The sequence below is a fragment of the Vreelandella massiliensis genome (genome assembly GCF_900155385.1).
GTDB lineage: Bacteria > Pseudomonadota > Gammaproteobacteria > Pseudomonadales > Halomonadaceae > Vreelandella > Vreelandella massiliensis.
This window is the reverse complement of the sequence record NZ_LT699744.1, coordinates 904,969-926,914: the sequence shown is the minus strand read 5'-3', so window position 1 is coordinate 926,914 and position 21,946 is coordinate 904,969. Positions and strand designations below refer to the sequence as shown.

The following is a 21,946-nucleotide window of genomic DNA, read 5'->3' as shown; positions in this document are numbered from 1 at the left end:
AACGTTCCCATAGGAGTTCGCCGCACCTCTCACGCCCCGCTTAACGCGGGGCGTTTTCGTCTACGTCGTCGTCTTTTAAGTCGTCGTCTTTGTCGTGTTGCGGGGCTTGCCCGCGAAGCGAAGCGGGTAGATCGGAGACTTGGCGTTGTAGCGCCTCCACGCTTTGCCAGAGCGCGTTTTGCCACAGCTCCGATTGACGCTTTGTCTCTACTGCGTGCTCATGTTTCGTCGCTTCGAGGGTGTGTCGCGTGTTTTTGAGTTCGCGGCGTAGGCGCTGGGCCTCTTGCTCATGCTGTTCGGCGGCGTGTGTCGCCTGAGTGAGGGCATGCTCGGTGGCTGCTTGCCGGGCTTGCGCTTGCTGGCGGGCCTGCTGCTCCGCCTTGAGGCTGTCGTTTAGGGCCTCAAGGCGTTTTTCACTCTGCTGTATGTGCTTGTTTAGCGCTTTCTCCTCATCTGCGCGCTCTTGGCGCACGCTATCCAGCAGCGCCATGAGTTTGCCTTCGGTGGCTTCGTTACGCTGCTGCTCCTGAGTCAGCTTCTGCTCCCAAGCGTGGCGCTGCCGCTCAAGCGCCGCTTGGCTTTCCTGCTCCTGCTCTTTGCGCTGCTGCGCCAGGGCGTTGAGCTGCGTCTTAACGGCCTCTCGCTGCGCTTGATGGCGCTCTGCGCTCTCTTTCCAGCGCTTGCACTGCGCCGCCGACTCGGCAAGTTCACCACTTAACGCTTCTAGGCGCGCTTCTGTATGGCGTAGGTGCTCGGCAAGGGCGCTTTCGCGTTGCTCGGCATGGGCAGCGCGCTGCTCGGCCTCTTCGGCCTGGGAGCGGGCATCGTCTACTTTGCGATCCGCTTCTTCGCGATAGTGGGTAAGCCCTTCGTTGGCTACGTCCTGGGCCTGCTGCCACATATCCGTTGCCAACGAGACGATGGCTTCCGGAATGCCTTTCGGGGGCGGCACATCACGGTTCTGCGCACGCTCCTCACGCCAGTGGCGAAAGTGCTCGCTGATCGTCGTGAAGCTTCCTGTTCCCAATACCTCACGAATGCGCTGCACGCTAGGCGAATCACCGCGGGCGAGCAGGTGATCTATGGCTTGTTGAACGTCGCTGTATTGAATGCCACTGCGTGCCATCCAGAAACTCCTGGTTGAAGAGAGAAGGCGCCATTGTGCTTTTCCTACCGCTATTTGGCAATTATTACGTATTACGTTTTATGTAATTTTATTTATTAAATAGCGCATAAATTCAAGATTACCCGGCTTATCTTGAATTTATGTGGCTGTAGTGGCAGATTACCGACTCCATCCAAGAGAGGCGCCCAGTGAAAGAGCCAAACGCGATCACACCAACCCAGCACCACGACGTGAGCGATAGCGGCTTCATCGGGGAGGTGGCTGCAGTCGGCGTGGCTGGTCAAGCGCTCATAGACGCGGACAGTGACGTGGAAGCGGTAGCCCAGTGGCTTGCCGAGTACGGCGAAAGCCCGCAGACTCAGCGCGCCTATCGCCGCGAGGCCGAGCGCCTATTGCTGTGGCTTGACGCAGAAGGACGGCGTTTGGGGGAGGTGGATCGTCAGTGCTTGGCGCGCTTTGAGGCATTTCTTGCCGACCCGGTGCCGCGCGCGCAGTGGGTCGGGCCAACCAAGCCACGCCACGACCCGGCTTGGCGGCCGATGCGCGGGCCACTGTCGCCGGCAAGCCGGCGACAGAGCCTGGTGATCTTGCAGGGCATGTTCAGCTGGCTGGTGGAGGCGGGGTGGGTCGCGCACAACCCCTTTCGACTGATGCGCGATAAGTCACGCCGGCTAAACAACCAAGCGCCACGGGTTGAGCGGTATTTGGAACAGCCGCTGTGGGAGTGGTTCTGGCGCTGGCTGCATCGCCCGCTGCCGAGCGACAGCTCTCGCGCGTGTTTTGAGCGAGCAAGGCAACGCATCATCTTTGCCTTTGCGTATCTACTGGCGCCGCGTATTAGCGAAATGGCGGGGGCTCAAATGGGCGATTTCCATCGCCGCGAAGGGCGCTGGTGGTGGCAGGTGGTCGGCAAGGGCGGAAAGCTTGCCCACGTGCCGGTGCCGGATGATTTTTTGGTCTATCTGGCGCAATGGCGTAAAACCCTTGGCCTTGCGCCACTGCCCGAGCATGAAGAGAGCACACCGCTTCTGCGCGCCTTGGACGGTAAGCGCGCCATTGGTGATAATCAGCTCTATCGCCTGATTCGCAAAAGCTTTAAAGACGCTGCCAGGGCGCTAGAAGAGCAAGAGGGCGAGACGGCGTATGTTGCCGCTCTTCAAAGTGCTACCCCCCACTGGCTGCGCCACACCGCGATCACTCACCAAGCGCAAGCCGGGGTAAGCCTGCGCTATTTGGCTGAGAGCGCGCGTCACTCACGGCTAGAGACCACCTCGCGCTATCTGCATACCGAGGCGCAGCAGTGGCACGATGAGCAGCAGCGCCACCGTTTGTCGCAAGCGCCTTCGCTGGATGGCTTATGAAGGGGTTATAATACGCGACACTTCCCCTATACACCGATACAAACTGAGGTAATGCCCGTGAGCACCGAAGAGGCGCAACAAGAGCTAATCGAAGAGTTTGAGATGTTTGATAACTGGATGGACCGTTATCAGTACATTATCGATATGGGTAAGGCGCTACCGGAGTTCCCTGATGAGTGGAAAACCGATGAGTATAAAATCCAGGGTTGCCAATCCAACGTCTGGGTGCAACATGAGAAGCAGGGCGATAAGCTCGTGTTTCGCGCTACCTCTGACGCGGCGATTGTGTCGGGCCTGATCGCGGTGTTGATGCGTATTTATAACGAACGTCCCGCCGAGGACATCGTCGCGACCGAGCCTCACTTTCTTGCCGACTTGGGGCTGGACAAGCACCTATCGCCCACGCGCAGCAACGGCCTGCACGCCATGCTAGAGCGCATTTACGGCGTGGCGAAAGAGCAAGCGTAGCACTTCAAGCGTCACGACGGCTCGTAAGCGTCATGGCTACTTAAGGGTTGGGCGCTTATTGGGAGAGCAGCAGAGTTCGTCGTCGTCTTGACAGAGCTTTTCGCTTGGCCCACCCGGTACGGGGTCTAAGCCGCCGTCGCTACCCGGGTGGCATTTGACCATCCGTTTGATCGCCATCCAGGTGCCTTTGAGAGGGCCGTGTACCTGGATCGCTTCAATCGTATAAGACGAGCAACTGGGCCAGAAGCGGCAACGCGGGCCGAGCAGGGGACTTATCACCCACTGATACCCTCGGACGATGCCGATCAGCAGCAGGGTCACAAAATGCCGCAACACCTTGTGACCTCGAACCGCGAGGTACTTAAGTGAGCGTTTCATTACGAGCGCTGACCGTAGAGCTCAGCGGGGTCGATAAGCGGTTCACTGGCGATGCGTGCATTAGCTGCATCGATCTCCAGATAGAAGCAGCTACGTCGTCCGGTGTGGCAGGCGGGCCCGGTTTGGTCAACGTGAAGCAGCAGGGTATCGCCATCGCAATCAAGCGCGGCGGATTTCAAATGCTGCTGCTGGCCAGAAGACTCCCCTTTACGCCACAGCTTGCCACGCGAGCGTGAGTAGTAACACACTCGCCCGGTACGCAGCGTCTCCTCTAACGCTTCCCGATTCATCCACGCCATCATGAGCACCTCGCCGCTATCAAATTGCTGCGCGATGGCGGGGATCAGCCCGTCCTCGTTGAACTTAACCGCATCGAGTAGGGTAGCGGTTGAAGGCAGGCTCTCTTGCGGGGTGGCTGACTCTAACTGCTTGAATAACGAAGACATATTTGCAACTCATGAAAAAAATAGACACAAACGACGGCGAGCCCATCAGCGGTTTGGGTGTAAAGCGCTACACCGTTGCGGTTTGGCAGGCGGTACACAACCCTTGCAGCTCAATGGTTTGGCGCTCAACGTGAAAGCCTTTGCTCTCAGCACGGGCGGCAAGCTGGCCGCTGATTTCATCCAGGTGAATCTCTTCGACATGCCCGCAGCCACGGCAAATCAGCAGCTGAAAGCCGTGAGCGTGTTCGGGGCAGGCGCAGGCGACGTAGGCGTTTTGCGACTCAATGCGATGCACCAACCCCTGCTCGATGAGAAAATCCAGCGCCCGGTAAACAGTGGGAGGGCGCGCCGCCGCGTGCTGCGTGGAGAGCTGATCGAGTAGGTCGTAAGCTTTTAAGCCACCTCCACTCTGGGCAATCAACTCCAACACCTTGCGGCGGATCGGGGTAAAGCGCACGCCGCGCGCTTGGCACTGCAATGCGGCTTGATGAAGTAGTGTCGTTGTTTGAGGCATGGCCCCCTCTATACAGCGAGAAACGCGCAGTTTACGCGCTTGCCGGCGGCATGTCAGTGCTGTCGAGTAGCTGACTTTTACGGGCAAAGTGGTGTTGAGCAAACGCAACGCGCTTTTCGGGCGCCACTCCGCTGGGTTGGCGCTCGACCAGATCCAGGCGCCGGCGCAAGCCTTCGCCATTGGTCATCTGTATCGCGAGGCCAGGTCGCGCATTTAATTCCAGCAGCATTGGCCCGTGCTCACGATCTAGCACCATATCGGTGCCTATGTAACCCAAGCCAGTCATTTCGTAGCAGTTCGCGGCTAAATTCAGTAGCGTTTCCCACTGGGGGACGACCAGGCTTGCCAGGTCATGACCGGTGTCGGGATGATGGGTGCAAGGTCGATTAAACTGCACCCCGCGCAGGGCATAGCCGCTGGCCATGTCCAGCCCCACGCCGACCGCGCCCTGATGCAAGTTTGCTTTGCCATCGGAGGCGGCCGTTGAGAGGCGCATCATGGCCATGACCGGGTAGCCGTTAAAGATGATCACTCGAATATCGGGCACGCCTTCGTAGGTATACGCCATCAGGCTTTCATCAAAGTTGATGAGCGTTTCGATCAACGCCACATCGGGAGAGCCGCCAAGGGAATAGAGGCCCGAGAGAATATTGGAGACGTGGCGCTCAATGTCGGCCAGGCTCAGGCGAACACCGCTGGGTTTGATAAACGCATTGTCGTCACCCACTTGCTCGATAACCAAAATGCCTTTACCGCCGCTCCCCTTGGCGGGTTTGATAACAAACCCATGGTGGCCTTTAAGAAGACCGGCAATGTGCTTAACGCCAAACTGGGTTTCCACCGTGCCGATCAGCGTCGGCGTTGTGACGCCATATGACTGAGCAAGCAGTTTGGTTTTGAGCTTATCATCCACCAACGGGTACAAGCGGCGATTATTGTAGCGGGCAATATAGCGAATATTGCGGCGGTTCATCCCGATAATACCTTTGCTACGTAAGCGCGACGGCCACGTCCACTCCTGCCACCAGCTCATGTGTTGGGCTCGTTATCGGTGATGGGTTTAAAGCGGCGCAACTCTAAAAGGCGATAGCCGGTGTAATTCCCCAGAATAAGAATCAGCGCCATTAAAATAAACTGCACGCCAAGGAAGTTGAACGTGATATGGCGCACCACGGGGTTATTCATCGCCAAAAAGGCTAATACGGCGGTCACCAAGCTGCCACCCCCTTGAATAAGCACTTCTTTCGGGCCTTCCTCCTCCCAGAGAATCGACATGCGCTCGATCGTCCAGGCCAAAATAATCATGGGGAAGAAGGTAATCGTCAGACCCGCGTTGAGGCCCATTCGGTAGGCCAGCACGGAGAAAACCGAGATAATCGCAATGACGGTAATGATCACCGCCGAGACCCTCGCCACCAGTAGCAGGTTGAGATAAGAGAGGTAATTGCGTATCACCAGGCCGACGGAAACCACCAGTAGAAATCCGATCAAGCCGGTTAAAAGCGACGTTTGAATAAAGGCGATGGCAATCAACACCGGCATAAACGTACCGGAGGTTTTAACCCCCACAAAGACCCGCAGTAACACCACCATCAGGGCGCCGATGGGGATCAGCAGTATCGTTTGAAAGAGTGCTTGTTCCTCTAAGGGCAAACTGTGAATCGAAAAGTTCAGCAGCGTATCGTCCGATAAGTGGTTGCGTACAGCGGCGGAAGCCGGCTGGGAGTGGGTCAGCATCGAGAACGTAACGCGCGAGTTGGTGCCGCCTTGCACTTCAAGCGTCGATGCGCCACCGGTTTCCCAAAGCAGTAGATTATCGGGTTTGCCTTGTTCGCCGGTGAGCGGATGGAACAGCCACCACTGCGCTTCGTCATCGCTAAATACCTGTATCCAATTGCTCAAGGTTTGCCGGCGACGACCATCTTCAAGCAGCAATCCGCTAACCACACGCGCCTTAACCTCGGCTTGGTTTAAAAGCCGAACAAGCAGCTCAGTTGAGTCGAACTGGGTTAAAAGAAGCCGGGCATTCTCTCCTTGGCGATCACCGTTAACATCGCGGATCAATTCGCGAGCGAAGGTGGCATTGTCGGCACTGCGTGACCAGGCCCGCTCGATTACCTCATTGGCGGCGGTGTCGTAAGGGCGCTCCCATGGCGTCGCCGGGGGAAGGTCAGGCACGGTTTGGGCGGGCGCACGGGCGTCTGGTGAAACCAAAATTTGTGCTGAATAGTATAGCTGCTGACTGCCCGCCGCCTCGCGAATTGTCCACTGGGCGCGACGACCCTCTTCATTGGCATGATAGGCCAAGCCATAGCCTGATGAGGCGGTATGCTCGGTTAAAACGCGGAACCCTTGCTGATGGGAGGGCAGGGCAAAGTCAACTTCTACAGGCCCGTCTTGAGCATTGAACGTGATCATTGCCTCGACTTCCCATACTTGACGCTGCTCGCCGGGAAGCCAGGGAATTTCAAACTGCAAATGCCGGTGCACGCTCATGGCGATGCCCGCGACAAGAAGAACGCCCACAATGGCATAAAATGGAAGACGGGACATGCATCAAGCCCTTATGAATGGATATTAAGCGCCCCTAATGGCGCTACTCTTCGTTATCGTCCTGGTCAGCCGCTTCATCGGCTGCCGACTGCTCCGTCGGCTCACCGCCAGGAAACTCCGGGCGTGGATGCACGTAGGTTTCCGCGACATCAATAATCGCAATGTCGAGTAAAAAACGCCGGCCAAGCAACACCGGGTAGCTTAAATGCGAGCGATCGTTAAGGGTGAATTCAACATTTTCGCGGATGGGACCGAGCGTCATCAGAAGCGATATGACGGGTCGTGAGTCTCCCTCGCCATTTGTGGCTTGAATAACACGCACGCGCCGCTCAATCGGCGCCTCAATCCACTTATCGCGTTTATCCTCGACCACCACATCATCGTCATTAAGGGCCAGCTTGAATCGGACCCAATCCTCTCCGTCGCGTTCAAAACGGGTGACGTCCTGGGCTGAGAGCGAGGAGGTATTGGCACCGGAATCAATGCGGGCTTTTAGGTAGGTGCCAATACCCGGCAGGCCGACCCATTCGTTGCGGCCTAGCAGGGTTTTGGTATCGAGTATATCGCGGGTTTCGCACTCTTCGCGCACAATAACCGGTTCACCGCCACGCGCCTCCAACGTCTGGATATCTTGGCGCAGATGACGCAGTAGGCTGCCTACCTCGCGAACATCGGCAGTTAAGGCTTGATGCTGACGCTGGGTTTGGTCGGCGACACCGGATGAATCGCACTGCGCTGATATTTCCTGGCTAAGCGTGTTGATGCGCGCATGGAAAGCCTGCTCGGTGAGAAGAGGCGGGGGAGTATCGGAATTGGGTTGGAGCGAGGCGCAGCCTGTTAATGCAAATGACAGCGTCGCCGCTAGCCAGAAAAAACCGTGGCGCATGGTGCGAGAGATCCTTTTACATATAAGTGTGAGGATGATAAGGAGTCGCCATGACGGTGTCCAACGACGCTTTGCGTCTGAGGAGATTAAATATTAAATTTAACATAATATATATTATGCGAATTATAAGCTGTGGTTTTTTAGTGGCTTCATTTAGCTGCACTGGATTGAAAAATACCCTACCATTGTTTTACGGCATATAATAATTGCATCATTTCATGGAGGCGTTTATGGCCCTTTCCGTCCGCAACCGAAACCAATTCTCTTACTGTCGCCTTGGGTTAATGACTTTGCTGCTTTTGACGCTCGCTGGCTGCGTCGGCGTTGATATTGAGGAGTACGCTGGCCGCGAGCCCAAGCTAGACATTGGTGAGTATTTTGCCGGTAACACCCGCGCCTGGGGTATTGTTCAGGATTATAGCGGAGAGATACAGCGTCAATTTACCGTCGATATCGTGGGTGACTACGACGGTGATATCTTAACCTTGGATGAGTCCTTTGTGTTCGCTAATGGTGATACTGACCGTCGCGTGTGGACATTTAAACGCCTTGACGCGCACCGCTGGATGGGACAAGCAAGCGACGTTGAAGGTGACGTAGAGGCACGCCAATACGGCAATGCGTTCTACATGCGTTATCCGCTGGATATAGAGATAAACGGGCGCATGTTAAGTTTCACCATGGATGACTGGATGTACCTTCAACCGGATGGGCGCCTCATCAATCGCACACAGATGCGTAAATTTGGCCTCACCCTGGGTGAAATCACGCTGGTATTTGAGCAGCGCTAAAAGCGTAAAAAACCCGCTGACCATCGCCAGCGGGCTTGGATGCTACTCAAACGCTCATTAAAGATCGGTAGAGGGTGCGTAAGAGCCGTCTTCACGGTGGACTTCGGTGCCGGTAATCGGCGGCGTGAAGACACAGGCCAAGTGCATGGTTTTGTGGGCGCGAAGCAGGTGCTCATCGTGCTGGTCGAGAATGTAAATATCGCCGGGTTTAATCGGCCAGATTTTACCGTCGGCCAGCGTTTCCACTTCGCCTTCGCCTTCCATGCAGAAGACGGATTCATAGTGGTGTTTGTAGTGAATATGGGTTTCCGTACCTTCAAAGATACGCGTGATATGGAACGAGAAATTACCGGCATCAGCAGCCAAAACCAAGCGTGTGCTGTCCCAGTTACCATTCTCGGCTTTGACTAAGCGATCTGTTTGGCGAGCTTCTTCTAGGTTACGAACGATCATAGCTATTCCCTCGTTTGAAGCGGTCCTAAGAGCGAACCGCCCTATCAGTGTGTATCGCGTCTGCGTTTATGCGCTAACCACAGCATTAACACTAGCTTCAAGAATGTCCAGGCCTTCTAACAAATCTTCGTCGCTAATCGTTAACGGACACAAGCACTTCACGACTTCACCGTCCTGACCACTGGTTTCGATAATGAGACCGTGCTCAAACGCCTTGCTTGTAATCTTGTCAGCGATATCGCCCGATACCACGTCAATGCCGCGCATTAAACCACGGCCCCGCTCGGTTGCCGGCATGCCGTTATCACTTAGCATAGCGGCCAGTTTCTGGAAACGCTCTTCCACGATGCGGGCTTTACGCTGCACGTCACGCTCAAAGGTATCATCGCTCCAGTATTTTTTCAGCGCCGCCGTAGCCGTCACCATCGCCAGAGCGAAGCCACGGAAAGTGCCGTTATACTGCCCTGGCTTCCAGCGATCCAGCTCAGGGCGCATCAGCACGTGTGCAAACGGCAGACCAAACCCCGAGAGAGACTTAGAGTTGGTGATGATGTCCGGCACGATACCAGCATGTTCAAAGCTGAAAAACTTACCCGTGCGACCACAGCCTGCCTGAATATCGTCAACGATCAGCAGAATGTCATGCGCGCGGCAGATATCTTCCAACCGCTTCAGCCACTCAAGGCCGGCGACGTTGATACCGCCCTCGCCTTGCACGGTTTCAACAATCACGCCCGCAGGAACATCCAGCCCACCGGATTTGTCATTTAGCAACTTCTCAAAGTAGTCCAGCGTATCGGCGTGTTCACCCATATAGCCATCGAAGGGTAAGAAGCTGGCGCCCTGTGTGGGAATGCCACCGGTTGCTTCGCGGAATTTGCGATTGCCTGTGGTGGCCAGAGCGCCCATGGTGACACCGTGGAAACCATTGGTGAACGTCACGATGTTAGGACGGCCCTTGGCAACACGCGCCAGGCGAATCGCCGCTTCAACCGCGTTGGTGCCTGTGGGCCCCGGCAGATGGACTTTGTAATCCAGGCCGCGCGGTTTGAAAATCAGCTCTTCTAGCGCATCGAAATAGTCGCGCTTGGCTTCTGTCCACATATCCAAGCCGTGGACAATGCCGTCACCGGCAAGGTACTCCACCAAAGCGTCTTTCATATGCGGGTTATTGTGGCCGTAGTTCAGCGTGCCAGCGCCGGCGAGGAAATCGATATATTCACGGCCATCTTCATCGGTTAAACGAGCGTTCTTGGCTTTAGTAAATACCACCGGGAAAGAGCGTGAATAGGTACGTACGTTCGATTCCATGCGTTCAAGCGTCTGGGTCTGCATTCGCGACCTCCTTTAGATCGTGGTGACGGTTAAATCGTGATGACAGTTAAATCGCGATGGCAATGTCGTAATGACAAGGCATAGCTAAGAAAAATAGGCAGCGTAGGAGAAGCACGAACGGGGAAACATGGCGTTAAATCGTGCTGGTTTGGAACGGGCCAATGCGCACTAGGTTTTCTGGGTCGTGCTCCCCGCCTAGCTGTTCGGTCGAAAAGTATTCGCGGCTATTGAGCGGTGCTTGCCAGCGCGCCGCCAAGCGGCGAAACAATCCCCACGACGCCAGGTTATCCGGCGTGATGGTGGTTTCTAGGTGGTGCACATCGCTGAGTTCGGGGCGCGTCATGATCGCCTCGACCAAGCGGCGGGCTAACCCGGTACCGCGCGCTTTCTCCCCGACGGCAACCTGCCAGAGGAAGTAGGTATCAGGCGCGTTGTCTTTTGCGTAGCCCGATACAAACCCGACGACTTCGCCCTCTTCGTTTGTTGCCACCGCGCAGGTATCTCTAAATTGCGTGGCAAGGAGTAAGTAAGCGTAGGCAGAGTTCACATCAAGCGGTGGGCATGACTTGATCAATTCATAGATGCCCCAGCCATCATCGGCGTTGGGCTTACGGATGAAGAGCGGGGTTTCGGCATGCCCCACAACCGCATCGGCAACAGTGGGTCGAATAAGATCCGCAGAGGGAGTAAACGGCTGTGTTGGGGTGTTCATAGTAATGCTTCGCTTTTGCGATTTCGGAAAGGATTATAACAGCTGATTATGAACAATTCAAAAATCAACTTATTCATAATCGGCTATTCCATAATTTTTTATTATGCTGCTGGCGTTTCCTGCGCGATGAAGCGCTTCTTGGGCAGTATGTATCCAGTTTAGACGACTTTTCAGCCGTGTAACTCGCTAAGAGAAAGGCGGGCAATTTGCCCGCCTTCAACGCTCAAGCTTTATGTCTTAACGCCGCGACACGCTTCGCAGCGTGACAAACTCTTCCGCCCCCGTGGGGTGTATTCCCACGGTGCGATCAAAGTCTGTCTTGGTTAATCCCGCACGCACCGCAATGGCGATGCCTTGCATGATTTCACCGGCTTCATCCCCGACCATATGCGCCCCTAGCACCACATCGGTGGCATCATCGACCACGAGTTTCATCAGCGTGCGTTCTTGACTGCCGGAGAGCGTATGTTTCATGGCGCGAAAATCGGTACGGTAGACACGGATATCACCGCGCTCACGGGCCTGCTCCTCGGAAAGCCCCACAGTGCCAATGTTGGGATGGCAGAAAACCGCCGTCGGGATCGTTGCGTAATCCAGCGGCGCGGGGGTGGTGTGCTTAAAGTGGATATCCACCAACTGCATCGCTTCTGCCAGCGCGATCGGCGTGAGCTCTGGCCCCGCAATCAAATCGCCCAGGGCAAGCACGGAGGGCACCGCAGTCTCAAAGCGTTCGTTAACGGGAATCTTGCCTTGCTCGTCAAGGCGGATGCCGAGGGTGTCGAGTCCCAGCCCTTCTATGTTGGCATGACGCCCCGTGGCGGCCAGCACGGCATCCACTTCAAGCGTCTTGCCATCGGTCAAGGTGACCCAATAGGCACCGTTGCTGGGCTCAATCTGGGCAATATTGGTGTTGAAGTGCAGATTGACGCCTTTGCGGGCCATTTCATCGCGGGTAAATTCACGCACTTCCTGATCGAAGCCGCGCAAGAAAAGCTCGCCTCGATAAATGAGCTCGGTTTCGCTGCCCAAGCCATTAAAAATACTGGCAAACTCTACGGCGATATAGCCGCCGCCGAGGACTAAAAAGCGCTCTGGGAAGGTCTCAAGGTCAAAGACGCGGTTGGAGTCGATGGCGTACTCACTGCCGGGGAAATCGGGAATCCAGGGCCAGCCGCCGGTCGCCACTAAAATTTTCTTGGCGTGGATTTGTTGCTCGCCTGCATCGTTATGCAGCACCACCGTGTGGGCATCCACGACGCTTGCGCGGGCGTTGTACAGCGTGACGCCCGCGCTTTCGAGCAAACGCTGGTAAATCCCGTTGAGACGTTTGATTTCGCCGGTTTTGTTCTCGCGCAGCGTGGCCCAATCAAATGTTGCCGGCCCGGGTAGCTGCCAGCCAAATCCCGCAGCGTCGTCGAAGCTATCGTGAAAATGCGCCGCATAGGAGTAGAGTTTTTTTGGCACGCAGCCGACATTGACGCATGTCCCGCCTAGATAGCGGTCTTCAGCGATACCCACCTTTGCGCCTTCGGCCGCGGCTGTGCGTGCCGCACGGACACCACCGGAACCCGCGCCAATCACAAAGAGGTCATAATCGTACCGTTCTGCATCCGTCATTATAGGCTCCTAGTCGTAGCGATATTGGCGATGACAGCTTTTGCAGCTACGCCCGGTATCCGAAAGCGCTTTCGCCGCCGCACGATATTCACCCGCGTTAGCGGCTTCAATGAGCGTATCGATGTGCTGCTCCATGTCGTGAAACCCCGCACCAAAACGCTCCCACTCTTCCCAGAGTTCGGGGCGCGCATCGGAGCCGGGGCCGTGCGTGCCAGCGATAAAGGCTGGCATGAGATTGTCGGCGCTGGCGCGCTCTTTGAGCTCCTTTAAACGCGGTTTTGCGCTTTGGGCATCTTGATTGTTAACGAGATCAAAGCGCAGTTGCCGCATTAAGCTTTCAATATCCTTTAGCTCTTGCTGGCGCCACATGACCGCTTCTCGCTCGCTGGAAAAACGCGTCTCATCCACGTGCGCGGGGGCTGCGTTCAAAGAATCTGCATTCGCGCCCGCTGAAGCGAGGGTGGCAACACCGCTTATCGTGATCGCCAGCGTGGCAACCCCCACCCGCATGAACCTACCTCGATGGATGGTGCGATGCGATGCACCGCGCTCGTCCGCATATAAGCTGGGTACATTGGACAACTTGACACCCCTTACGGCGCTAATTTCTGAAATTTAACTAATGGGGCAGCTAATGCCCGTTCCTTTTAAACCGCAATAGCCGCCGGGATTTTTGTCGAGGTACTGCTGGTGATAAGCCTCGGCGTAATAAAACGTATCCAGCGGTTTTATTTCCGTGGTGATATGACCGTGCCCTGCGCGTGTCAATTGCTGCTGAAACTGATCGGCGCTGCGTTTGGCAAGCGCGAGTTGCGCATCGGTGGTGGTATAGATCGCCGAGCGATATTGAGGACCAATATCGTTTCCTTGGCGGTTCCCTTGTGTCGGGTCGTGGTTTTCCCAAAAGACTTGGAGTAGCGTTTCCAGGTCGGTTCGCGCGGGATCAAACACGATAAGAACGACTTCTGCGTGTCCGGTCCGTCCAGTGCACACCTCTTCATAGGTGGGATTGGGTGTTTCTCCGCCCGCGTAACCCGCAGCCGTAACGTGAACGCCTGGAAGCTGCCAAAAGAGGCGCTCGACGCCCCAGAAGCAGCCCATTCCCACTACTAACGTTTCGTAACCTGCAGGAAACGGTGGATGAAGCGACTCGCCATTCACAGCGTGCCGTTCACTGGTGGGTATCGGCGTCTCGCGCCCTGACAGGGCGCCGGCATAAAGTGTCATAAGCTCCTACCTTTATTCGGTGAATAATGCATGTTTAATCGAAAATTCGCGGGTTACCCGGAAGGTTAAATTCATAGATAAGATCGACTGCCTGAGATGCGCCTGACACTGCCTGCAGATAAAGGTTACGCCAAAGCGTGTAGCGCAACGTCAGTTCGGCGATCGGCGAGAAAATCCCGACGCCGTAGCTAATGCGGATATCATCGGTTAGCTGACCACTCAACTCCACTTGGCTTTCATCACCTGCGCCGGTGGTATCGAGCGTGAGATTATCAATGCCAAAGGCTTCGCCAATAGAGCCAACGGCTCCCCCCGTGCGACCCAGCGACATGCCGATAAGCGCCGTGGTGACCGCGCTGTCAATACCATCGCCAGTAGCATCGGGGGCCCGCCCGCGAAGCAGATAAGAGAGCGCGCGCGTCTCGTTCATCGCCGGCTCGGAGAAAATATCGATGTTCGGCTCTTCGGCAAGTCCTGTCACTCTTAGTCCGGCGATCACGTCGTCCTCGGTGACCTCAGGGTTGCGGATCGCTTCGAAATCGAGTGTGGGTAGCCCCGGCGGACCGCTAAAGAGAATTTGCCCGCGTCTCACCAGCAAGTCTTGCCCAAATGCCTTGAAGCGGCCATCGACCAAACTAACATCGCCGAAAAGCTGAAGCCCCCTACTGTCTTGTCGAACCTCCAGGGAACCAGCCAGGTTAGACTCTAAGCCATAGGCCGTGAGTTCCATATCGCTACCCAGTGTGACCGTGAGGAGCACGTCCAGGGCCATGCCCCTTTGTGCTAGCTCGTCAGCGGCACTGGGCTCACCGTTTTCAGCGCGTGTTTGCGCGCGCTCTTGCGCTTCGCGATCATCGCGCTCGGTGATGATGATTTCATCGCTACTGGGGGCCTTTGCCGAGCTGGGAATGTTCCCTACCTCAAGCCGCGCCCAAGGAACATTGACATTGCCGCGAACCTGCAAGCGCTCAGGGGTGACGCGCACGCGAATATCGGGCGCCACTTCTAAGCGACCAAACTGTGGCAGCGAAATCAGTAGCGGTGCTTGGGTTGCGTTAAGATCCACCCCCAAGCGCCATGGCGCGTCGCTCGGCCAAACGGCGTTGCCGCTAATATCCAGTCGGCCACGTTCAGCGCTAATAGCGCCATCAATCGTGCCCGATGCGCCATCAAATGCCACGTTAACCTCACCATCGGAGACCACCAGCGGTATGTCGGGGCCGGCGGCATTCATGCCGGAAAGCTCAAGCTGACCCTGTAGATCGGGCTGCTCGGCGGTACCGCTAATCTGCACACTGCCGTCTAGCGACCCTGCCAAGGTATCCAAACCCACGACCATGGGCCGATATGGCGCCAACAAGACGTTTCGTACGTTTAGCTCGCCATCAAGGCGCCCTTCTCCCATGGGGTCGGCGATGGTCAACCCGAGGTTGACATCGCCCGCCTCCGAAAGAGAAAGCGTGCTATCGGCCCGAGCGCGTTCAGGGGTAGCGTTGACGCGCGTATCGAGGGTTACGCGTGGAAGCTCAACGGGTTGGCCGAAGTCGTTAAGCGCGGTAATCGCAACCTCGCTTACAAGCTGCATATCCGCCTCCCAGCGCTGTCCCCCATTTTGCCATGAGGCGGTCACATCGGCGGTGGTATCACCGTCTAGTGACCACCCTTCAGGTAAGAAAGGCGTGATCATCTGCATCGGCACTTCGCGCAGCGAGAGTACCGCTTCCCCTGTTTCGGGGGAGGCGCTCAGAGGTTGTTCTGAGCAGACTACCCCGCCCTCTTCTCGGCGCAGGCAAAACGGTGACACGCGGGCTTCACCGCTTGCTAGGCGGTAATCCAGGTTGAGCGTCTCTTCCAATCGGATGGTGCCCGCCTGTGATACCAGCGCTAAGGGCGTGACGCTGGCCTGGTAGCGCTGTTCGTCTTGATGAAAGGCGCCGTCTAGGGCCATGGAAGCTTGTTCAAGTAGTCGATTTTGTGCCGCCCCTTGCACGTCGAAGGTCAAGCGGTGCTGCGAAAGGCGGCCGTCGAGGCGTAAATCAGCCCGCTCAATGGCTTGGCCACCCGCGTCGACCGCCTCAAGCGTTAGCGCCACATCGAAGCGTGGGTCCTCTAACCCGCTCACATCGGCATCAAGGCGCACCGCTTCGAGGCGATTCTCTCCAAACCGCAGCGACTCACCATCGAGTGTGGCGCTTAGGTTAGGTTGCGTAAGGCTGCCCCGGGCTTGGATATCACCCGTTAGCGCCCCGGAAAGTTGCGGTGCGAGCGTACTTAGCTCACGAAGATCGATCTTCGCATCGAGCGCCATGCTCTCTTCGCTAAGGTCGCCACTGGCGTTTAAACGGTTGTTGCCTTGAGCAAAGCGCAGCTCCTGAATCGTTGCGTTGAGCTGACTATCGGCGTCCAGCACGGCGCTAAGCGATAACGGATACTCCATTAACTCGCCGTCAATATTGAGCGACGGGATGGAGACCGCCCAGAGGTTTTCCTCTTGGCGTACGTTTACCTCAAGGTCTCCGCTTAGGTCGCCGTTAAGCGATGCAACAAAATCTCCTGGGTTTACGTTAGACAGCGACAGCGATGCCGACAGGTCGAGTGGAGTTAGCCACTCCACGCGCCCTTCGCTGCGGATTTCACTCTCATTCACGCGCACCGACAGCGGTGACCAGGCGAATTGCCCCAGGTCGCCTTGGCCAGAGAGCGAAAGTTGGGTTAAAGGCAGCGTCGGGCCAGAGGCTTGGGTGTCCAGCGTCATCTGGTAATCGGTGAGATCACCCTCGACGGTGAGGTCCAGCGCTTGCAAACGGTATGGCGGATCGAGGGATTCGGTCTCGTCGCTTGTCGCGTCAAGCGGCCAACTAACCTCGTCGCTTTGCAGAGTTAGCTGGAAAGGCAGCTTGGGCGAAAGCACATCCACCTGGGCGTTGAAGCGCGCTTTTAATGCACCATCGGCGCGCAGCGTTGCGTTTAAGTCACTCAATGGGCCGTCGAGATTAAGGCGTAAATGCTGGCCGCCGAGCGCTTCAAGGCCAAGTGTGTTTAAGCGTTCGGACTCCCGTACCTCGACACTCAGCCGGGCGGTCAAGGGGTAGTCTTGGTCAAGGGTGACCTCTGAGCTAAGCCCGATATGCGCATCGGGAGTGGTGGCATCAAAGTGGGTCAGCGTAATGCGACTGCCCTCGGTGATGATTCCCACATCAAGGGACTCGACGTGGTATTCCGCCGCCCCGCTCACGTTAAACTGAGCGACATTAAACGACGGTAAGCGGATATCCAGGGGCAACGTAATCGCCGGAAGCGCGATCGGCTCCCGCTCGGCGATTGCTTGATCCAGGGGCAGCGTGGTTTCACTGATCGCTTCGTCAGCTTCGTTCGATGTCTCGCCAGGCGTGTGAACGGCAATGGCCGCATCGATACCGGCGGCGTTAAGCGGTGTCTCGACATCCTGGGTTAGGCGCACGCCTTCGCTGGGGGGTAGATAAAGTTCGGGGCGCTCCCACTGAGTGGGGGCAATATCAATACCGTTTTCGGAGGCCTGAATGGCGCTGGAAAAGCGCTCCCAGCGAAACCTTGTGCCGTCGCCCAAATGGATAGCCACATCGTCAAGGGCCAGCGCTCTTATCGCTACAGGAAAAGGAAAGCGGAAAGCGCCGCTTTGCTGACCTTCTTCTGGCGGCTCTTCGGGTTCTTGCGCTGTGCCTGATGCCGGCAGGTAAATATCGGCTTGCGCGATGCGCAGTGTATCGACACATAGCTTCCCCGAGAGCACGCAGTCCTCTGCCCAAGCAAGCTCAAACTCACCGATATTCACCTCAATGCCTGCCGCCTCCAAGACAAAGCCTTCAAGCCGAAATGTTTCCAGCAAGCTGCCTTCTTGCTGATCGAACGCGATCCAGTCGCGCTGCTGTGCTTGATCTAGCAGCACACCGGTGCCCCATGGCGATAACGCCCAGCCCAGTAATAGCATGACCAGTGATAGCAACCAGAGCGGTAAAACCACCACCAAACGGATGAGGCTCCAGACCAAAAGCCACAGGCGCTTTCGGCCAGACAGAGGGTGCCGCTGGGGCGAGGTTTGAGCAACCTGGGACAAAAAAGCCTCCTAGAATTCCGGCCCGATGGAGAAGTGCAGACGCCAGTCGTCTTCGTGGTCAAACGGATGGGCAACGTCTAAGCGAATAGGGCCCACCGGCGATACCCAACGCACGCCGAGACCCGCGCCGGTTTTCAACTCATCGGGCGCCCAGTTATCGAAAGCGTCACCGCTATCCACAAAAGCCGCGCCCCACCAGTTACCCGTTATACGGCGCTGATACTCAACGCTTGTACTTAAAAGCTGCTGCCCGCCGCGTAAGCGGCCTTCAGCGTTGCGAGGCGATAGGCTTTCATAGGAGTAACCCCGCACGCTGTTATCGCCGCCGGCAAAAAAGCGTAGCGACGGCGGGATGGTGGAAAAATCGTCGGTTTCAATCGCGCCAATACTCACGCCGCCAATAAAGCGGTTATTTTGCCCCCACATACGGATCCATTCGGTATCACCGGTGATCCGCAAAAACTGCGCATCCGACCCCCAGGCGGTATCGGAGTATTCAACCGAAAACTGCTGACGATCCCCCCAGGTGGGAAAGCGCTGCTGGCGCGTGCGGATCCGCGACCATTGAACCCCGGGATAGAAAATCCAGACTTTTTCTGCCTCACCGCCTTGGGTAAAGTCATCATAGGTGGTACGCAGATAGACAGACTGCACCCAGTCGTTGTCAAATTGCCAGCGCCGCGCAACCTCAACGGTGGCTTCTAGCGAGCGAGTGTCGTTATCGTCTTCGCTTCTAACGCCGTACAGCAGTTGGTAGCTATCGCGTAGCGGATCGTCCAGGGGAATGCGGTAGCGCCCGGTCAAACTCTGCTCCGGGGCAGAGAGGTACAGTTCGTGATTCAAGCTGTGGCCATAGCGATTGACCCAGGGCTGCTCCCAGCTAAATTGCAAACGCGGACCAATGTCGGTGGCGTAGCCAATACCCGCTTCAAATTGATGCCGCTCCGCTGGCTCGACGCTAACATCGATGGGGAGACGCTGCTCTTCGCGCTGGCTTAAGCGCATCGCACTCTCAAGCGCGCCACGGCTGAGGTATTGCCGTTGCGTTCGCTGCGGCGTCGCTTCCTGCCACCATGTGCCCTCTCCGCTCGGCGGCGCTGCCACCACCAACTCTTGCGTGCTCTCTAAGCGTGGGCGTACCGCCACGGAGCGAAACCAGCCGGTTTCCGCCAGGCGCTGATTGTACTGAGCGATCGCTTCGGCGAGGTATGGCTGCCCTGTCTCGAAGGAGCGCAGATTCTTTAACCGCTCTGGCTCGATGTGACTGCCGCGAATCGCTATATCGCCAAAGTGATAGCGGGGGCCGCTGGCGAATGTCATGTATAAGCGCGCGCTTTGCTGATAGGGGCGCACTTCCATTCGCCGGTCGCTAAACTGAGAATCGAAATAGCCACGCTCAAGGGCGAGCGCCGAAAGCTGGCTGCGCAGACTGTCCCACGGAGAGTGGCGTAATGTGTCACCTTCTTGGAGGGGAAAGTTGTCGACGGCTTCTATAAAGGGCGCATCATCACGCGCGTCTCCCTCTAGCTGAATAGCGAGTGTCTCAATGACGACTTGCGGTCCAGGTTCAATCTCTAAGGCGGCGGCACTCCCCTCCTCCTTAAAGGCCACATTGATCGTGGGCTCGTAATAACCGAATGGGCGCATCGCCTCTCGAGCGCGCTGCTTGACTTCATTCTCAAGGCGCGCGGGCGTGTACTCTTGTGCTTCCAGGTTTTCTAGGTAGGCGCTGATGTTGCCTTCCACTTCGCCTTCCACGCCCTTTATCGTGACATCGAAAGCCAGGGCACCAGAAGAGAGGCAAAGCAGCGGCAAGAGAGCAACCTGTGCCAGCCTATCGACTGCCCATCCTCGGCGTTTTATTCCCATAAATCCTTCCTAGCCAATGACCTGGCATCTTTTTAGCGCAACATTTCTAATTGAGCACTCAGCGCCAGTTGCGACTGGCGTACTTGGCGCACATCTCCTTCCAACGTCGCTAAGCGCTCCTGCCACGCTTGCTCTAGGGTCTCAAGCGTCTCTTCGCGTTCACGACTTTGCTCAGCGAGTGCTTCGACCTCGTCCGATAAACGCTGTTGCGTGTTGCTGCTTGATTGCGCCAAGGCTTCCAGCGACGCTTCAAGTTCGCGGCTTTGATCAGCCAGTGCTTCGATCTCATCTGAAAGAAGTTGTTGCGCGTTATCGCTTGATTGCTCCAAGGCCTCAAGCGAGGCATTGATGGCTGCAAGCTGGCTATCACGCAGTTGTGCGGACGCCTGTTGCTGCTCCACCTGTTGCAGCAATGCTTCAATGGCATCGGCTGATACCATCTCCTCGCTGGCGGGAATCAGACTGAATAGCTCTTCACGCGCGTTCCTTAACGCCACGGAGAGCTGCTCTTGCTCTTGAAACAGCGTGCTCATTTGAGCCTGTACCAAGGTTAACCTTTCTTGTACATCACTGTCACCTGCGTCTAAGCGCGCATGCATATTGGAGACTTCTCCGCTGACGCGATTCAACTCGCTCAATAGGCGTTCACGCTCCAACCAGAGCCCTGCAGCCGCAGCGCTTAGCACTGCGATGATGGCAATGATAACGAGCCACAAGGGCCAGAGAGCCGGGCCTTTGCGGTAGCGTAGGTGCTGGGCGTTAAAGCTTTCATCAACATCCGGCACGATTCTTGTCGATGCGGCATTGTCAGACATGCGCTCTCCTTAACAAGTCATGGGGTCAGCGCGGCGGCCAATGCCTCGATAGGTGAGACCGCAACTGGCCACGAAACTTGGGTCATAGATATTACGTCCATCCAGCACAAGCTTGGCGTTTAACAGCGCGCTAAGACGAGACCAGTCGGGATTCCAGTAGGATTTCCACTCTGTTACTAACATTAGCGCATCTGCGCCTTCACAGGCGAGATAAGGGTCATCGCAAAATGTCAGCAAATCGTCGCGCGGCCCCACGGCCTCTTCAAGCGCCGGCACCGCCGCGGGGTCATGCAAACGCACAGTAACTCCCTGGGCCCACAATGCTTCAAGCAGGGTTAACACCGGGGCGTGATCGATGCGCGCCGTGCCCGGCTTAAATGCCGCGCCCCAAATGGCCACCGTTTTGCCTGCAAGCTGGCCACCAAAATGTGACCATAATTTGCGGAAAAGCGTCTCTTTTTTCTGCTCGTTAATATCCATCACCTGTTCTAACAAGGCAGAGGTACGGCCGCTAGAGAACTGGACATCAGCCAAACGCATCAAGTCACGCGAGAAGTTGGGGCCGCCGAAGCCGCAGCCGGGGTACAAATATTCAAACCCAATACGAGTGTCGGCTCCCATGCCTTGGCGCACGTACTCGACATCAACACCCAATGTGTCGGCAAGGCCGGCAATTTCGTTCATGTAGCTGATGCGAGTGGCCAGCATGCCATTGATGGCAAGCTTGGTCAGTTCCGCGGCGCGGCGCGGCATCGGCTGAAACACTTCACTGCGGCGGTTAAAGGCGCGCAGTAACTCGCGTACTAAGCGCTCGCTTGCGGCGTCGTCGCAGCCGAGTAGCCAGCGCGTAGGGCGTGTAAAGGTGGCCCAGGCGCGCCCCTCCTCCAGCATATCCGGTAGCGCGACACTACGCTGAGTGCTGCGCATAAGCCCCTGCAGGCGTTCGGTTTCACCCACGGGGAAAGTGGAATTATTGACCAGCAGCAAGTCAGGTTTTTCATGTAGGGCGGGATGCGACACGAAGGCCGCCGCGTCGTCGCGCTGGGCGGGCGAAAGGGCTAACCACGCAATATCGCACTGAGGGACGGCCTCGACGCCACTGACCAGCGTAAGGTTGCCTTCGGCAAGGCTATCTTGCAGCTGGTCAAAGAGGGTGGGCTCGCGGCGTAACCACCCGGCATGCTTTAACTTTTCCCAAGGCTGAGAGAGGTGCGCTTGCCAATAGACATGGTGCCCCACCCAAGAGAGCGCCGCCGCTGCCGTCGCCGCGCTTAGCTCGCTGCCATAAACAAAAACCCGCAT

The 21,946-nt window shown here is 56.7% G+C and carries 20 protein-coding genes; 3 read left to right on the top strand and 17 right to left on the bottom strand.

Translation table 11 applies throughout. From position 1 onward, the window contains the following. Positions 1-40 precede the first annotated feature (40 nt). The gene (locus BQ9846_RS04265; protein WP_075879350.1) at positions 41-1,126 is read right to left on the bottom strand and encodes a DNA-binding protein; all 1,086 of its coding nucleotides are present in this window, start codon (positions 1,124-1,126) and stop codon (positions 41-43) included. A 230-nt stretch (positions 1,127-1,356) separates the two neighbouring features. On the opposite strand from BQ9846_RS04265, the gene BQ9846_RS04260 reads away from it, so the two are divergent. Next, positions 1,357-2,487, top strand: a complete 1,131-nt coding sequence (locus tag BQ9846_RS04260; protein WP_075879492.1) for a tyrosine-type recombinase/integrase — start codon at positions 1,357-1,359, stop codon at positions 2,485-2,487. Between the two features lie 57 nt (positions 2,488-2,544). Then, positions 2,545-2,955, top strand: coding sequence for a SufE family protein (locus tag BQ9846_RS04255; protein ID WP_422821875.1), 411 nt, complete (start codon positions 2,545-2,547; stop codon positions 2,953-2,955). Positions 2,956-2,991: 36 nt separating this feature from the next. Here BQ9846_RS04255 and yidD read toward each other — a convergent pair whose 3' ends face one another. From yidD to BQ9846_RS04225, 6 genes are all read right to left on the bottom strand, one after another. Then, positions 2,992-3,333, bottom strand: coding sequence for a membrane protein insertion efficiency factor YidD (gene yidD / locus BQ9846_RS04250; RefSeq protein WP_075879348.1), 342 nt, complete (start codon positions 3,331-3,333; stop codon positions 2,992-2,994). Further along, positions 3,333-3,779, bottom strand: coding sequence for a phosphoribosyl-AMP cyclohydrolase (gene hisI / locus BQ9846_RS04245; RefSeq protein ID WP_075879347.1), 447 nt, complete (start codon positions 3,777-3,779; stop codon positions 3,333-3,335). Before hisI ends, yidD begins: the two co-directional genes overlap by 1 nt. Before the next feature lie 67 nt (positions 3,780-3,846). After that, a complete protein-coding gene (locus BQ9846_RS04240) occupies positions 3,847-4,293 on the bottom strand; it encodes a Fur family transcriptional regulator (protein WP_075879346.1) in 447 nt (148 codons plus the stop codon). A 31-nt stretch (positions 4,294-4,324) separates the two neighbouring features. Continuing rightward, the gene (locus tag BQ9846_RS04235; protein WP_075879345.1) at positions 4,325-5,326 is read right to left on the bottom strand and encodes an alpha-L-glutamate ligase-like protein; all 1,002 of its coding nucleotides are present in this window, start codon (positions 5,324-5,326) and stop codon (positions 4,325-4,327) included. After that, the gene (locus BQ9846_RS04230) at positions 5,323-6,846 is read right to left on the bottom strand and encodes an inactive transglutaminase family protein (RefSeq protein ID WP_075879344.1); all 1,524 of its coding nucleotides are present in this window, start codon (positions 6,844-6,846) and stop codon (positions 5,323-5,325) included. Before BQ9846_RS04230 ends, BQ9846_RS04235 begins: the two co-directional genes overlap by 4 nt. 43 nt (positions 6,847-6,889) lie before the next feature. Continuing rightward, positions 6,890-7,732 carry an ATP-dependent zinc protease family protein gene (locus tag BQ9846_RS04225; protein WP_075879343.1) on the bottom strand — a complete coding sequence of 281 codons (843 nt, stop codon included), beginning with the start codon at positions 7,730-7,732 and terminating at the stop codon, positions 6,890-6,892. Between the two features lie 230 nt (positions 7,733-7,962). On the opposite strand from BQ9846_RS04225, the gene BQ9846_RS04220 reads away from it, so the two are divergent. Then, positions 7,963-8,523, top strand: a complete 561-nt coding sequence (locus BQ9846_RS04220; RefSeq protein WP_083651459.1) for a DUF3833 domain-containing protein — start codon at positions 7,963-7,965, stop codon at positions 8,521-8,523. Between the two features lie 57 nt (positions 8,524-8,580). On the opposite strand, the gene BQ9846_RS04215 is transcribed toward BQ9846_RS04220, so the two are convergent. The 10 genes from BQ9846_RS04215 to BQ9846_RS04170 all read right to left on the bottom strand — a co-directional run bounded on the left by BQ9846_RS04215 (position 8,581) and on the right by BQ9846_RS04170 (position 21,946). Further along, positions 8,581-8,976 carry an ectoine synthase gene (locus BQ9846_RS04215; protein WP_075879342.1) on the bottom strand — a complete coding sequence of 132 codons (396 nt, stop codon included), beginning with the start codon at positions 8,974-8,976 and terminating at the stop codon, positions 8,581-8,583. 66 nt (positions 8,977-9,042) lie between these two features. Further along, the gene (ectB, locus tag BQ9846_RS04210; protein ID WP_075879341.1) at positions 9,043-10,311 is read right to left on the bottom strand and encodes a diaminobutyrate--2-oxoglutarate transaminase; all 1,269 of its coding nucleotides are present in this window, start codon (positions 10,309-10,311) and stop codon (positions 9,043-9,045) included. A 133-nt stretch (positions 10,312-10,444) separates the two neighbouring features. Then, on the bottom strand, positions 10,445-11,023 hold the full coding sequence (gene ectA, locus BQ9846_RS04205) for a diaminobutyrate acetyltransferase (protein ID WP_075879340.1): 579 nt from the start codon (positions 11,021-11,023) through the stop codon (positions 10,445-10,447). A gap of 237 nt (positions 11,024-11,260) precedes the next feature. Beyond that, positions 11,261-12,640, bottom strand: a complete 1,380-nt coding sequence (gene gorA, locus BQ9846_RS04200; RefSeq protein ID WP_075879339.1) for a glutathione-disulfide reductase — start codon at positions 12,638-12,640, stop codon at positions 11,261-11,263. A gap of 9 nt (positions 12,641-12,649) precedes the next feature. After that, positions 12,650-13,069: a c-type cytochrome gene (locus BQ9846_RS04195; RefSeq protein ID WP_235818901.1), complete on the bottom strand. Its 420-nt coding sequence runs from the start codon at positions 13,067-13,069 to the stop codon at positions 12,650-12,652. A 186-nt stretch (positions 13,070-13,255) separates the two neighbouring features. Beyond that, positions 13,256-13,867: a peptide-methionine (S)-S-oxide reductase MsrA gene (msrA, locus tag BQ9846_RS04190; protein ID WP_075879337.1), complete on the bottom strand. Its 612-nt coding sequence runs from the start codon at positions 13,865-13,867 to the stop codon at positions 13,256-13,258. Positions 13,868-13,901: 34 nt separating this feature from the next. Then, positions 13,902-17,960, bottom strand: coding sequence for an autotransporter assembly complex protein TamB (gene tamB / locus BQ9846_RS04185; RefSeq protein WP_235818900.1), 4,059 nt, complete (start codon positions 17,958-17,960; stop codon positions 13,902-13,904). A 9-nt stretch (positions 17,961-17,969) separates the two neighbouring features. Next, the gene (tamA, locus tag BQ9846_RS04180; protein ID WP_075879336.1) at positions 17,970-19,829 is read right to left on the bottom strand and encodes an autotransporter assembly complex protein TamA; all 1,860 of its coding nucleotides are present in this window, start codon (positions 19,827-19,829) and stop codon (positions 17,970-17,972) included. Between the two features lie 32 nt (positions 19,830-19,861). After that, positions 19,862-20,644: a hypothetical protein gene (locus tag BQ9846_RS04175; protein WP_075879335.1), complete on the bottom strand. Its 783-nt coding sequence runs from the start codon at positions 20,642-20,644 to the stop codon at positions 19,862-19,864. Between the two features lie 9 nt (positions 20,645-20,653). Beyond that, positions 20,654-21,946 carry a nucleotide sugar dehydrogenase gene (locus tag BQ9846_RS04170; RefSeq protein WP_075879334.1) on the bottom strand — a complete coding sequence of 431 codons (1,293 nt, stop codon included), beginning with the start codon at positions 21,944-21,946 and terminating at the stop codon, positions 20,654-20,656.

Bases quoted from the DNA above. Each gene is read 5' to 3' on its own strand.
- BQ9846_RS04265 (WP_075879350.1), bottom strand. From the start codon at position 1,126: ATGGCACGCAGTGGCATTCAATACAGCGACGTTCAACAAGCCATAGAT.
- yidD (WP_075879348.1), bottom strand. From the start codon at position 3,333: ATGAAACGCTCACTTAAGTACCTCGCGGTTCGAGGTCACAAGGTGTTG.
- hisI (WP_075879347.1), bottom strand. From the start codon at position 3,779: ATGTCTTCGTTATTCAAGCAGTTAGAGTCAGCCACCCCGCAAGAGAGC.
- BQ9846_RS04240 (WP_075879346.1), bottom strand. From the start codon at position 4,293: ATGCCTCAAACAACGACACTACTTCATCAAGCCGCATTGCAGTGCCAA.
- BQ9846_RS04235 (WP_075879345.1), bottom strand. From the start codon at position 5,326: ATGAGCTGGTGGCAGGAGTGGACGTGGCCGTCGCGCTTACGTAGCAAA.
- BQ9846_RS04230 (WP_075879344.1), bottom strand. From the start codon at position 6,846: ATGTCCCGTCTTCCATTTTATGCCATTGTGGGCGTTCTTCTTGTCGCG.
- BQ9846_RS04225 (WP_075879343.1), bottom strand. From the start codon at position 7,732: ATGCGCCACGGTTTTTTCTGGCTAGCGGCGACGCTGTCATTTGCATTA.
- BQ9846_RS04220 (WP_083651459.1), top strand. From the start codon at position 7,963: ATGGCCCTTTCCGTCCGCAACCGAAACCAATTCTCTTACTGTCGCCTT.
- BQ9846_RS04215 (WP_075879342.1), bottom strand. From the start codon at position 8,976: ATGATCGTTCGTAACCTAGAAGAAGCTCGCCAAACAGATCGCTTAGTC.
- ectB (WP_075879341.1), bottom strand. From the start codon at position 10,311: ATGCAGACCCAGACGCTTGAACGCATGGAATCGAACGTACGTACCTAT.
- ectA (WP_075879340.1), bottom strand. From the start codon at position 11,023: ATGAACACCCCAACACAGCCGTTTACTCCCTCTGCGGATCTTATTCGA.
- gorA (WP_075879339.1), bottom strand. From the start codon at position 12,640: ATGACGGATGCAGAACGGTACGATTATGACCTCTTTGTGATTGGCGCG.
- msrA (WP_075879337.1), bottom strand. From the start codon at position 13,867: ATGACACTTTATGCCGGCGCCCTGTCAGGGCGCGAGACGCCGATACCC.
- tamA (WP_075879336.1), bottom strand. From the start codon at position 19,829: ATGGGAATAAAACGCCGAGGATGGGCAGTCGATAGGCTGGCACAGGTT.
- BQ9846_RS04175 (WP_075879335.1), bottom strand. From the start codon at position 20,644: ATGTCTGACAATGCCGCATCGACAAGAATCGTGCCGGATGTTGATGAA.
- BQ9846_RS04170 (WP_075879334.1), bottom strand. From the start codon at position 21,946: ATGCGGGTTTTTGTTTATGGCAGCGAGCTAAGCGCGGCGACGGCAGCG.